This is a genomic window from Pontiella agarivorans (genome assembly GCF_034531395.1).
In the GTDB taxonomy this organism is placed as follows: domain Bacteria; phylum Verrucomicrobiota; class Kiritimatiellia; order Kiritimatiellales; family Pontiellaceae; genus Pontiella; species Pontiella agarivorans.
The window spans coordinates 331,517-344,520 of sequence record NZ_JARVCO010000002.1 but is presented as its reverse complement, the minus strand read 5'-3'; the positions used below and the strand labels follow the sequence as shown (position 1 = coordinate 344,520).

Below are 13,004 nucleotides of genomic sequence, written 5' to 3'. Positions count from 1 at the left end.
CAGGCCCGATGCCACGGGACTTAAGCGACCAAAGAAAAGACTATACCGAACGATTGAGCATGCGCCCCGACTTCGGCACTTCCCTGCCGTAGCCCTGGATCGTCTTCTCCTGCATTTGCCGCTGACGATGCTCGCGAACCCGCTTTCTAAGCAGTTCATTCCAGCGATTACTCTGCTGACGCGCCCGCTCAAAAAAAACCTCATTTTCCGGCAATTGACGCGCTTTCTTCAACACGACAAAGCGATCAGACAATAATTGATTAAAGGTATCAAAACGGCCTAGACGGAACGAACGTTCCAGCCGATTCTCAATTTGTTCAAGCTGTTCGAGCAACGTCATGATATCGCTAGCCCGCGAGAGTGATCCTTCCATTGCCTCGATTTCCTCCAGGAGGCTCCGGGGCCAACATGGGTGCTTGCTCGGCAACCTGACTCCAGGCACCGCGCAGATCCACCATCATCTCTTTAACATCCTGTACCGGCTGCAGTTCTTTCTTGAGATTGGCCTGACTCAGATGATTTCTCATGAAATCGTACAGGCGATTAAGGTTCTCAGCAATTTCTCCGCCGCGTTCCAGATCCAAAGAAACAGACAACTCAGTAATCGCATCCTGAGCATGTCTCAAATGATTTCCGATGGGTTCAATGCGCTCAGGTCCTTCCAGTTTAAACGCCTCTTCCGCCTTCTCCAGACTTCGAATGCACTCATCGTATACCATCAATACAAGTTCCATCGCAGTAGCCGTATTCACTGCCGCTTTCTGATATTGGTTCAATTCTGCCATGACTTTTACATCCTTCTTTCTAATCTGCTCTTTTGTTAGCAGTCCAGATGCCATGAAAACCAACACGGGAAGAATTTATGAGGTCCCTCTGTTTGATTCAGACCGCCCGTCAACAGCCTTCATCCGAATCTCGAAACTATCCCAGCTCGTAGACTTCTATTTTCTTGTACAGCGTCGTCCGGTGAATCTGCAACACTTCTGCCGCAGCCTTACGGTTGCCCTCTAACGTTTTCAAGACCCGTTTAATATGTCGTTTTTCTATTTCCGCCAACGGTAGCAGCTCAGTCAGATTGGATCCCTCTTCGGCGCTTGCCGGTGCCGCTCCCACGTCCAGATTCAGAGCAGAAGCTTTAATGTAGTCACCGTCACTCAGAATCAACCCCCGTTCAATGACATTGCGCAGTTCACGTACATTGCCCGGCCAATTGTATGCACGAAGCATGCTCAATGCATCGGCCTCAAATCCTTGCACAACACGCCCCATCTGCTTCGCGAACAACTGCAGAAAATAATTGGCCATCGGTTCGATACTGTTCGGATGATTCCGCAATGGAGGAACTTTGATGGGCACAACAGACAGTCGATAGAATAAATCCTCTCTGAAGGTTCCTTCCTTAACCAGTTCTTTGAGATTACGGTTTGTCGCCGCAATAATCCGGACATCCACTTGCGTCGGACGTAATGCTCCGAGACGCCGGAATTCCCGGTCTTCCAGAACCTTGAGCACCTTGGCCTGCAGGGCTAAATCCATATCACCGATCTCATCTAAAAAGATGGTACCGCCTTCGGCCACTTCAAAGAGACCGAGTTTTTTATTTTTCGCATCCGTGAACGCACCCGATTCATATCCGAAAAGTTCGCTTTCAAGCAGGTGTTCAGGAATCGCCGAACAGTTAATTTCAACAAACGGTTCTTTTACGCGCGGACTGGAACGATGAATGGCTTTGGACAACATGCCTTTCCCCGCTCCACTCTCCCCGAGAATCAGCACCGTGGCACCGCTTTTGGCCACCCGTCCCGCCATATTGAAAATTTCAGTCATCGCTGATGTGCCGATCATTTGATCAAACTGCACAAACCCTTCGAACTCGCGCAAGGAATAATCCTTAAGTGTTTCCACTTTCCGCGTCAGCTTACTCTTGTCTTTAAGGTTTCGTAAAATTTTATACAATTGCTCGTCTTCAAATGGTTTTGAAAGATAGTCAAATGCGCCCTGCTTCAGGGCGGAGACCGCAGTATCCACATCGGCAAATGCCGTCATAACCACAATCGCCATCTCCGGAGCCGCTTCCCGCTGTTCCTCCAGCAGGTCCAACCCGCTTCCATCAGGCAACCGAATATCAGTGATCATAATATCGAACGAAGCAGAAGCGAGTAACCGGTGAGCATCATGCAGTGAATCCGCGGCCATCACTTCGCATTCACTCGCCGTCAATCGGTCATACATGACCCGGCGCAGCAGATCATCGTCTTCCACTACCAGTACTTTGATATCGGTGAAACTTTCAGTTTTCCCCATAACCTCTGTCTCCTATAAACTCATGCGAGGCAGAATAAATTCCACCACGTTTTCATCATTTTCAACACCGATAGATACCGTTCCACTACGATGCTCAACCAGCCGTTTGACAATGGATAACCCCACTCCTAAATGCCGGCTGCGTGTTGAATAAAAAGGCTCAAAGGCCATATCCTGAACCTCCGTTGATAGAACCTCCCCCTGATCTAAAACACGAATTGAAAGCCGATCATCAACATCGCAAATCACGATTTTAACGGGTTTTCTCGAAATTTCGTAGGCATTGCCCACCGCTTCATGCAGCACGGTTTCGATCGTCGTCTTGCACACCAATTGCTCGGAATCTTTGCAAACAATATCCAGCCGGATCTCTGCCATAGGGAAGGTTTCTCTCAGATTCGTCACCACCATGGACAAAGCATCCTGCAACGGAACGAATTCCGACTTCGGCAGAATACCGAAAAGAGCCTCAATACGCCCGACGATGTCGGATATCTTATCGTATTCCTTGTCCATCAGCGGGAAATATTCGCGCTCCCGCGCCGTAAGCCGATCATCAAGTTCAGAAGCCAACAAACTATTGGCCGATTTCAAACCGGATACAACATTCAATAACCGATGCCGCAAAAGCCGCACCATTCGTCCCGTTCCATCAGCATCTAAAATCACACCGCGTCTCCCTACTACATTCAATACAGAAAATCCCGACAAACAGTATCTAGCTAAAAAGTAAACACAAGCGGACTTTTCAATTTATCGAATATAAACGTGATTGATCCTATCAGCAATCAGGGGAGCTGTATCGACGCATCCTGCTTATATTGGGTCAACTTATTCCGCAAAGTACGAACACTGATTCCCAGCTTTTCAGCCATCACAGTTCGGCTGCCGCGGGTTTCGTGCAATACCCGCATTATAGTTTGGCGCTCGAGGTCCTGCAGATTGGTTGTCGATTCCGAGGAAACTCCCGGCGACGCCATCGGCTGAGGCCTTCGATCGGCCGGAGCCGCTTTTTTTTCAAGCAACTCAATCTGAGCACGCAGCCGGAGCAACTCCCGGGTCCGTGAAATGATGACGGAGACCTGTTCAGGCGAGAAAGGTTTTACCAAATAGTCATACACTTTCCCGCTGCTGACCAGTTGAATGGCCTTGTCCACATTACGAAACGAAGTCATCACCACATAAATCGTATCCGGTTCTCTATTAAACACTCCGTCAGCGGTCTGAAAAATATCCAGATCGGCAAATACAAGATCGAATTTCTGACTTGCCTGCAGGCGTAACAGTTCTTTTCCGGAAGACGCTTCTATCGCATAAACACCTTCCTGCTTAAGACGGTCGAGTGCATAGCCGCGCATTAAAAAATCCTCATCCACCACAAGTGCTGTTTCCATCATATCCATCTCATTTCTTCCTGCTTAACAAGTGCCGTAGGCTTCCATCCGCCGTGATGCCGCCGGAGGAATCCGCTTCTCTTTTGAGCTGGATAACAGAGCCGGCTGAGCCACGTGCTCCAACATCGTGCGAACCGAAGCCATAACGGCTCTCGCCCGATGTTGTTGCTCTGGATTTTCCAACAGACTGCAGGCATTGGGGGGAAGACTTCGGATTTCTTCTATCAGAGCTAAGGAAAGTTTATCCATCTGCCGGGCTTCGGCCAAGGTCGCCATGCGCCCTTGCTGTTTGACCCGTTCATTATCACGATTCAGTTGTTCACAGAGGGTCTGAATGTGATCTATACAGTTGCTGATTTTATGTTCAGTCATTCCACGACCTTTTTCCGATGTTTTTTCACTGTTGCGACTAAAAACTCCATCTGATCAACCACCTGCGCAAGTTCGGCAAGAGAAGCATCCGCAATTTCGCCCTTTTCACGCAGTGTGCGGCCCAGTCCTTCGAGTGTTTCGGTCTGAAACCGGTCTTCATAGAGCCGGAGCACATAACTCTGAATCGGCAGCCATTCGGCGTAATCAGACTGGTATGCTAGATCAATCAGGCGCAACATTGCCCGTTCATCTCCGGCCTCGTACAAATAATCAAACGTATCGTTGAAATAAGCCGCCAAAGCCTTGCGCCGTTCGCCGTCCGGCAAATTGAGAAACAAAGAAAGATTATCCTCCATAACAGCGGGATCACGAAATTTTTCATCCCCCTGCAAATTTAAACGTCCCAACGTATAGCGCACCTGATCCGGAGCAGACAGCATCTGAACATAGGCCAGGTCGTAGCGCCGCGCGGCTTCCTTTTTTTGCCCGAAACGCTTGGCGAGTTCCGCCCACCCCACTGCCGCTTCCGATTTAACCAATGGAGACGTTGTCCGGTTGCATAATTCTCTGAAAAGATGATCCGCCGCCGACCAGTCTCCCTGCTTTTTCAAACACCGGGCTTTTCCGAGCATCGCCTGTTCACTGATATTATCATTGAATGTTGCATTGTGTTCATTGCCCTGGAAAAAATTAAGCAAACCGATCCGGTTATAGTAGGAAACCGCCAGATCAGTCAGTTTCATATCCTCAATGTACCGGGCCATACGCAACTCCACCGAACCCACACGCGGATCTTCGGGAATATTCTGAATGGCAGCCGATCCAACAAACAGCTGTTCAAGTACGGGGCGGTCCAGCCAATATTTCGCCTCAAACAACGAAAACAAGGAATTCTGATAAGCTGCGGAGCGCTCAGGAATTCGACCGATAAACCGAAGCACCCAATCTTCAACCACCTCATAGTTTCCTTCGGCCATGTTCAGATCTATCAACTTAGAAAATGCCATTGCAAATGCATCATTCGCATCTGACTGCTGAAGCTGATTCATATAATTCAACGCATGATCATGATCGCCGAGCCGCTCTTCAAGCACCGCAGCTCGGGCAATCAGCGGTCCGAACTCCCGACCTGCGGGATCGCCGAAACTGAAACAACCCTGCAATAGCCCTAAAGCGTCTTCATACAGTTCATGTTCTTCCAACAGCTCTACAACCTGAAGAATTTCCGCTTGCGAGTGCGCGTTAAAATCAAATCGCCGGATGAGCAATTCGGCCAGTTCGGCCGCGTAGGCAACCTCGCCCTGAACCCGCGAAATCCGACTCAACAGCATAAGCGCTTCGGTTAAGTTATGCGTCGGCTCCCTTTCAAGAAAATCCGTCAGATACGTTTGAGCTTCTTCATACTTTTCAACCGACACCATTGCATTGGCCAACCGCAACAAGGCCTCTTCCTGCTGTTCTTTTTCCCCGAATTCGATAATCCGCTCCAGCTTCTTTCGAATTTCATGAAAGATCCGCATCCTGTAGGCAGCCAGTCCTTCTCCGCCCTCTGTCAGGGCATAAGCTTCAAGCCAGCTGTCGTCGGCCAACAGCTTTTCGCGGGAATGCAGCTTTACATCCGCCAGAAGATCCGCCCACTCCGCCGACTGGAGCGGTATCGCTTCCGCAGTGGCCAACGCTATAGTTAATTCGCGCCAGCCCCGATTTGAATTCATCAGAAACTCAAATTTACGGCGCCATAACTTGATCAGGCATTCCGGTTCTTCGGCCGTTGTAATCATCCTTTCCAGATATTCCAGGAAGTGCGGTTCGTCGCCCATCTCTTCCAGAACATCCAGCAATTCCAGCCCGACTTCCGCCTGTAAAGCAAACTCCTGATCGTACTCATCAAATGCCGCCTGAAGATACAAAACCGCTGCACCGGGGCGGGAGCTTCCGCCCCGAAGATAGTCTTCAAATAACAACCCCCCCATTTGGTGGCCGGCTAAAGCACGCTCATGCCGGGTCGCTGCCCGATCAAGGGCCAGACGGACAAATTCACGGGCCACGTCAAACCGCCGCTGCTCCTTATAGAGAGCCGCGTTGGCCAGCATTTCATCAAACGTTGAAGAGGACGGCTCTTCCAGTTCAGGAATTTCAGCTTCAGCCGGCATCCGCGAACTTGCAAAAAAAACAAGGCCTTCCATTACAACGGCACAGAGCACCAGCCCTAAAATGATGACTATTTTACGCATGAGATTCCGTCAATTTCCCCGGTTGTACCGATTCCAAAAGAGCAGCGCGTTCCAACGGCGTTGTCGGACGCCGCGAAAGCGCGGCCAACTCATCAATCCCGGCGGCAAATTCAATATTCAAATCCAGCGCATCAAAATATTCACACAAAGCCGGCGTTGCACCCACCACGGCCATTCCACGACGCGGCATGCGAATGAAATCGATCATTGCCGACGGCAATGAATCGGAAGGCCATGCTGAAAAATCAACCGCCAGCCAATCATTACCCGCCCACTCGGACCAGTTTTGCGTATCGGCGGGATCGGCTTTAACATACACATAGCGCCCCACCCTTACCGTTTCCTTAATCGTTGAACAACCTGCCTCTCGCGCCAGCGTTCTTGCAATCAGTGCCACATCGGGCGGTTTCGGAAATACGGCACAAATACCGAGATCATTCACGGTTTTCTCTTCGAGATCTGCCGCCTCTCCGCTGAGCATTGCAATAGGTAATTCGAACCCCTCCTTGCGCAAAAGACGAACCACATCAATTCCGTTTCCATCCGGCAAACGATAGTCAAACAACGCGGCATCGAACCGGGTGTTCCTCATCAGCTTGAGTGCATCAGCACAACAACCGGCCTCGCTCACCTGCGCTCCGGCCTGCTCCAGTTTTGAACAGATCAGCAACCGGACCAGCGGCTCATCGTCCAATACCAGCACCTTGGCATTCAATTCCATGGCCTCATCCTTGTTGCTAAAATTCATACGATCCGTTCCTTGGGAATCGGGGCACAACCAGAACTTCACCGGGAGATAAATTATCGGGATTCTCGACCTGACGATGGTTGGCCTGCCGCAGCCAGGTGGCGCGCAGAGGATCTCCATAGACCATGGGGTTGGCGGCAATACTTTGCAGTGAATCGCCTTCTTTCACCTCGTAATACTCAAATTCACCCAAAAGCAACCGCTCTATGGTCTCTCGCAACCCTTCCGATTTGACTTTCCATTTTTCAGATTCGGTCTCCAGTGCCTGAATGACGTCTGCTGTGCTTGCAAACGAAGCCTTCATCTCTTCATGCTCTTCTTTCAAGGCTTCGTACTGCTTCCGAATGTGCTCTTTCTCCGCTTGCACTCGTTTAAGTTCCCGACCCAATGCATCCGATTGATTTGCTTTTTCAAGCAAGTTGGACAGCATTCCGTATCCGGTCTCGGGAGTAGGCACAGCCTCTTCTTCTTCATCGACCGGAAGAAGAGCCAGCATGTTGTCGAACAGTTCCTGAATTTCAAGATACTGCGCCTTGTAGCGTTCATACTCACTCGCTTTACGTTCCAAGGTCTGTAACCGAGAGGGCGCTCCCACCGGAACCTCCACAGGAACTGCCGACAGATTCCTGCCCGAGAGCAATACAACGGCAAATACCATGAGCACCGTACCTTTACTGACATCTGCTTTCATATCATCTATATCCAAACCGGTTTGCTACCTCGTCCGGGAATCTTTCCGCGAGGCACACATCAATTTCAGCCAAACAGTTGCATAACATTCCCGGGAAGCTGATTGGCCTGCGCCAACATGGCGGTACCGACCTGCTGAAGAATCTGATACTTCGTCATTTCAGACGTTTCCTTTGCAACGTCCACGTCGCGAATCCGGCTTTCTGTGGCCATGATATTTTCTTCATAACTTCGCAGCCCGTCCAGCGTCTGCTCCATGCGATTCATCTCAGCCCCGACATCCGCCCGTTTTCCACTCAGGAAATCGATTCCCAACTGCAATTCAGTAACGGCGGTTTCAGCATCGGGTTGCGCTGAAATAGTAATGCTCCCCGCGCTGTCAATCAATTCGCCCCACGTTGTTCCATTGCCCAAATCGTCAGCACTGGCTGTCGTCAAATCCACTGCGGCGGAAGAAAAGGTCTGCCCCCCGTCGGCTCCCACCTGCTGCATAATGCCGGGACCGCCCTGAAAAAGAGCAACGCCATTAAATTTTCCGGCGGCATTGGCCCCGGTAGTGATGCGGGCAATTTCATCCTGCATCTGAGCAAACTCCTGCTGCAATACCGTGCGATCGATATCCGACTTCGTGCCATCGTTGGCCATCACCGCAAGCTCCCCCATACGGCCGAGCATATCGTGCATTTTCTGCATCCAGGAATCGGCCGTCTGCAGATAGTTCAATTTGTTTTCCACATTGCCTGCTGCAGCGGACGTATTACGCGACTGCGTACGCAGCCGTTCGCTCATGGCCAGTCCGGAAGCATCATCACCGGCATTTTCTATGCGGCTGCCGGACGATAATTTGGCCATCGAATTCTGAAGACCTTCAATATTGCTGTTATAATTTTTCCAGACGTTGAACGCCGTTGTATTATTCGATATCTGCATCGTTCTATCCTTTATTCAACCTGCATCTATTGCCCGAACATCCCGCACAGGGCATCCAGAGACGCATTCGATTGGTCCGCCGCTTCTTTATTGGCGGCCAGAATCGCTTCAAAAATTTCTTTTCGGTAGATGTTCATTTCAGCCGGAGCCGAAAATCCCAAACTAACCTGATCACCGCGCACGCTGAGTACTTTGACCTCAATATCGTCTCGCAGCATAACGCTTTCATTCGACTTCCTTGTCAGAATCAACATGTAGCCCTCCTTGGCTTAAATTCCGTCTAACGGCACTGTGTTGCAGTCAAATCATCTTCAGCAGAATCCGATGTTTCCCGGGATTGCATCAACGCATCCCAAACACGGAAACGAACATCATGCCGGGTCCCTTCGCTGATGATCTGACGGCCCTGACTGTTCTTCATATTCAGAATCACCGGCCCCTGCAGATTTGCAGTGATTTCGCTGGGGTCATCGCGCACAGTTACGAATGAAAAGATAAATGCATCCTCACCGCGCTGCAGATTAAGCGCCTGCAAATCCGATGGCCCCACCCGAACCTGATAGTCCGGACAAACCAGAAATGGATCAAGACAGACAAAGGAAACTTCCGGCGAAATTCCGATTGATTTCATAAAAAAGAACGGCTGCATATCTGTATTGCAATACAGCACAAACTGCTTGTAGTCCTCGAAGGCGGGGACTCCGTCCGGGAACGTGAAAATGTTGCCATCGCTCACCGGAATGCGGACAGTGCGGGTTTCGGTCTCCAACACCATCGGATCCGGCGTTTCATTGGTTTTATTCATCTGTATCCCTTTCAATTTAAGTAAGACAAGTTGAGTTTAGCAGTTCAGATGCCACAGGATCCGGCGCCCCCTCCTCCGGGTGTAATCCGTTTTGCTCCCAAAGCGCCAGATTAACAAGCGGCCAAAGCTGCATGGCGTAACCGGGATCATCAGCACCGTCAATAAGCTCCGTCAAAACAGGCCGCTGCACCATTTCGCCCACCAAACAGGAAGAAGAAAGCGTATCCCCGGCAAAATCACGCAGCGCCCCTCCGAACCACTCCCGGAACGGCACCGGAAAGCTGACCTTCCGACGATTCATAATTTCCGGCGGAACTTCGTCCCGAAAGGCGCGGCGCAGCAGCAGCTTACTCTCGACCAAATTACGCGAGTCGATTTCTGCAACATTCATCACGCGCCCCTGCTGGCGTGCGGATTCGTCGCGCCATGCCATCCGGTACTCGTTCGGCAATCGATAGAGATAATCCGCAATACGGTGATCAGTAAAAGGCACACGTGCTTCCACCGAAGCCGACATGGTGCTTGAATCCACCCGATTCAGAAGCCCTTCTAAATTAATGCGCGCATGCAGATGCATATGTTTATCCAATGTCGAGCACCCCTCAAACCGATCGAACAGGCCCTGATAAAAATCCCAAACAGCCGGGAACCGCGCGGACAGATCCGGCTGAAGCAAAACCTGTTGCGTCGCCGGTGCCATCCAGGAATTCAACAGGAAGTGATGCGCCACATGCCCCGGCAGGCAGTCCTGTCCGTAAAGCCGCAGCAGCGCCCGCTCCACGGACCCCGGCGCATCGGACGGCTTTCGTTTCGCACGGTCAAAATCATACGCCGAAAAATACGGTGTCACATACCCGCCGAACACCTCGTCCGCTCCCTCGCCACTCAACGCCACGGTATAATCCTCCCGCAGCGAACGGGCCAGCTGCCAAATCGGGATCTCGTTCGGCGTACTGAGCGGCAAGCCCTTTTCTTTCATCAAAAAAATCCAGGCATCGACAAATCCGTCGGAATTGAGATGAATTTCCCGACATTGGATTTCCGCAAACTCCGCCGCCATTCGAACATACGGCCATTCATTGCACCCGTGTTCCCCGTAGCCGACATTATAGGCGCCATACGCGCCTTGCTTCGACGCCAGCGAAGCAATCAGAGAGGAGTCAATCCCGCCGCTGAGAAAGCCGCCCAGCGGGACATCGCTCACGAGCTGCCCGGCCACCGCCTCTTCCACCAGCGAACGAACGGTTTCCACCGCTTCACTCAACGGCGGCGCCTCTTTTTCAGATTCCGGAACAATCGGAAATTCCCAATATCGCTGAAACTCAACCGATCGATTTACGCGCCGGGCCGTTAACTGAAAACCGGCTTCCAGGGTTTGGACATCCCGCAACAAAGTGCGTGACCCCATCGTGGTACGAATTGAACTGAAATAGTGCAATACGGCATCGAATTCAATATCCGACCCGATCCCGTCAAAGGCCCGCAACGCCGCCACCGTTGAAGCAAATGCAACACCTTCATCGGTTTGGGCATAATAGAGCGGCTTGGCCCCCATGCGGTCACGCGCCAGAAAAAGCAGTTCTTCCTGCGGATCATAAATGGCAAAGGCGAAAATACCGACAAACCGTTCCGTACACGCCCGCCCCCACTGAAGATAGGCGTGCAACAGCACTTCGGTATCGCATTGCGTTTCGAATGTATGCCCGAGTCCGACCAGTTGTGTGCGCAGTTCTCTGAAATTATAGATCTCACCGTTATACGTGAGACAAACCCCGGAAGCGCGGTCCTCGAGCGGTTGCCAGCCACCGGTCAGATCGATCACCGTCAGTCGACGATGAGCAAACCCCACTCCGCTCTGTTCATAGAAACCATCTGCATCCGGACCCCGCAACGCCATTCGTTCCGACGCACGCCGCAGGGGGCGGGAAGGAACCGGCGCATTTGAATCCCAGCTGAAAAAACCGGCAATTCCACACATTGGACATTTCTCCTTTGCTTACATGAAGCAAAGGAGATGCCACGGGAAATTCCGGACTTCCAGGGATTGGAAACAGAATGGATTGACTAACTACCTGAACTGAACATGGATTCGATGTAGCTCATCTGATATTCCATATTGGCAAGCGCATCTTCCATAGCGGTAAACTGATCCCAAAGCGTTTGCTCATAATCTTCCAGAGCCGCCTCCAACTCCGTCATCTCAGCAGAATAATCATCATACTTTTCAGTCATCGACTCAATACGTTCGGCAATATCTCCCGTAAGTGATGCACTGATTTTATCGGCATAACGATACATATCGGAAGCAACTCCGTTCGTATATGCAACCGCCTCTTCGTCGTAAACCCCTTTAAACAGCTGCTCCATATTGGAGAATTCGTATTCCAGCATGTCATCCAGCCGACTGCTGTCCACAATACTGAGCTGATTGGTTTCACCGGAGGTCCAAATACCGATATCCGACAAATTATCCATGATGCCGGTCTCGCCATTATAAGAATATGCGGCATTGGTTTCATCGAGTGCGGCGGATTTCGACCCCGTCGCCATACGCCGCAGATCCAGTCGAATGGAACTCAAAAGGGAATCGCCATATAACTCGCCTTTCACAGCCAGCTCTGAACTCCCCCCCAATTCCACACTGCTGTAATCATCCACCACCGCAGCTAATGCATTGTAATTTTCCACAAACTCAGAAATAGCAAGTTTAACCGCTTCGCGGTCGGCATGAATATCCAGCGTGGATGCCCCCACCCCTTTTAAGTTGAGGGTCAGCCCTTCAATAACATCGGTGAGTTTGTCATTTGATGTGCGCACCACCGAAATTCCATTGACCGTGAATTCCGCATTCTCACCGGCAACATTTTCATTTTTAATCGCAGCCGAAGCATCCAGTATCCCTATATTTTGCAGGACCGTTCCGGTTGTATCGGAAAGCGAAATTGAATCAGCCCCGGTATTCGCGCGGGTCAATACGAGATGGTTGTTGACGATACTGGCCTGCACCCGCGTTTCATCCGGCATCTCAAGTGCCGCACTGTTGATTTTGGTGCGTAATGAGGTCAGCGTTTCCCCCGCTTCAATCGTAATTTCCTCGCCCTCGATTTCAAACACATCACCTTCCGATGCGTAACCACCACCAATAAGATCGGTTGGGGTATCCACGATATCAGAAGAAATACTTTGTGCCTTGGCCAGATTGGAGACCACCAGCGAATACTGCTGTTCTGCCGAAGCGGTCGCGGCAGAAGCGGTTACCACGCTTTCCACAGAGGATTCAGATGACATACTGCGCCAGAGATCAAATCCGCGAAGCGTGTCCAGCGAGGACGTCAGCGAAGACGCCAACGTATTCAACTGCGACCACGCTCCCATATCGTAGTCGAGCTCTATTCGCTTATTATCCAATGTATCAATCGGAATCCGACGCGCCGCCATGAGTTGTTCAATCATGCCTGCGTAGTCCGTTCCCGAAGATAACCCTCCAACATGTATTCCCATGGCCGATCCTCAAACGTTCATACGTT

The 13,004-nt window shown here is 51.0% G+C and carries 14 protein-coding genes; all 14 read right to left on the bottom strand.

What is annotated here, in order from left to right:
• Positions 1 to 40: 40 nt before the first annotated feature.
• The 14 genes from P9H32_RS01375 to fliD all read right to left on the bottom strand — a co-directional run bounded on the left by P9H32_RS01375 (position 41) and on the right by fliD (position 12,978).
• The gene (locus P9H32_RS01375; RefSeq protein ID WP_322607065.1) at positions 41 to 373 is read right to left on the bottom strand and encodes a hypothetical protein; all 333 of its coding nucleotides are present in this window, start codon (positions 371 to 373) and stop codon (positions 41 to 43) included.
• Entirely contained in the window at positions 348 to 785 is a 438-nt protein-coding gene (fliS, locus tag P9H32_RS01370; RefSeq protein WP_322607064.1) for a flagellar export chaperone FliS, read from the bottom strand. Before fliS ends, P9H32_RS01375 begins: the two co-directional genes overlap by 26 nt.
• A 136-nt stretch (positions 786 to 921) precedes the next feature.
• Positions 922 to 2,304 carry a sigma-54-dependent transcriptional regulator gene (locus P9H32_RS01365; RefSeq protein WP_322607063.1) on the bottom strand — a complete coding sequence of 461 codons (1,383 nt, stop codon included), beginning with the start codon at positions 2,302 to 2,304 and terminating at the stop codon, positions 922 to 924.
• 12 nt (positions 2,305 to 2,316) lie between these two features.
• Positions 2,317 to 2,973, bottom strand: a complete 657-nt coding sequence (locus P9H32_RS01360) for a sensor histidine kinase (RefSeq protein ID WP_322607062.1) — start codon at positions 2,971 to 2,973, stop codon at positions 2,317 to 2,319.
• A 119-nt stretch (positions 2,974 to 3,092) separates the two neighbouring features.
• Entirely contained in the window at positions 3,093 to 3,701 is a 609-nt protein-coding gene (locus P9H32_RS01355) for a helix-turn-helix domain-containing protein (RefSeq protein WP_322607061.1), read from the bottom strand.
• Positions 3,702 to 3,722: 21 nt separating this feature from the next.
• Positions 3,723 to 4,070 carry a hypothetical protein gene (locus P9H32_RS01350; protein ID WP_322607060.1) on the bottom strand — a complete coding sequence of 116 codons (348 nt, stop codon included), beginning with the start codon at positions 4,068 to 4,070 and terminating at the stop codon, positions 3,723 to 3,725.
• Entirely contained in the window at positions 4,067 to 6,304 is a 2,238-nt protein-coding gene (locus P9H32_RS01345) for a tetratricopeptide repeat protein (protein WP_322607059.1), read from the bottom strand. The genes P9H32_RS01350 and P9H32_RS01345 overlap by 4 nt, the downstream gene beginning before the upstream one ends.
• Positions 6,297 to 7,052, bottom strand: coding sequence for a response regulator (locus P9H32_RS01340; protein WP_322607058.1), 756 nt, complete (start codon positions 7,050 to 7,052; stop codon positions 6,297 to 6,299). The genes P9H32_RS01345 and P9H32_RS01340 overlap by 8 nt, the downstream gene beginning before the upstream one ends.
• Positions 7,042 to 7,743 (bottom strand): LysM peptidoglycan-binding domain-containing protein, encoded by a 702-nt coding sequence (locus tag P9H32_RS01335; protein WP_322607057.1) that lies wholly within the window; start codon positions 7,741 to 7,743, stop codon positions 7,042 to 7,044. Before P9H32_RS01335 ends, P9H32_RS01340 begins: the two co-directional genes overlap by 11 nt.
• A 65-nt stretch (positions 7,744 to 7,808) precedes the next feature.
• Positions 7,809 to 8,672 (bottom strand): flagellin N-terminal helical domain-containing protein, encoded by an 864-nt coding sequence (locus P9H32_RS01330; protein WP_322607056.1) that lies wholly within the window; start codon positions 8,670 to 8,672, stop codon positions 7,809 to 7,811.
• Positions 8,673 to 8,698: 26 nt separating this feature from the next.
• The gene (gene csrA, locus P9H32_RS01325; RefSeq protein WP_322607055.1) at positions 8,699 to 8,926 is read right to left on the bottom strand and encodes a carbon storage regulator CsrA; all 228 of its coding nucleotides are present in this window, start codon (positions 8,924 to 8,926) and stop codon (positions 8,699 to 8,701) included.
• A gap of 26 nt (positions 8,927 to 8,952) precedes the next feature.
• The gene (gene fliW / locus P9H32_RS01320; protein ID WP_322607054.1) at positions 8,953 to 9,477 is read right to left on the bottom strand and encodes a flagellar assembly protein FliW; all 525 of its coding nucleotides are present in this window, start codon (positions 9,475 to 9,477) and stop codon (positions 8,953 to 8,955) included.
• A 16-nt stretch (positions 9,478 to 9,493) separates the two neighbouring features.
• On the bottom strand, positions 9,494 to 11,455 hold the full coding sequence (gene asnB / locus P9H32_RS01315; protein ID WP_322607053.1) for an asparagine synthase (glutamine-hydrolyzing): 1,962 nt from the start codon (positions 11,453 to 11,455) through the stop codon (positions 9,494 to 9,496).
• Between the two features lie 86 nt (positions 11,456 to 11,541).
• Positions 11,542 to 12,978, bottom strand: a complete 1,437-nt coding sequence (fliD, locus tag P9H32_RS01310; RefSeq protein ID WP_322607052.1) for a flagellar filament capping protein FliD — start codon at positions 12,976 to 12,978, stop codon at positions 11,542 to 11,544.
• Positions 12,979 to 13,004: the final 26 nt, after the last annotated feature.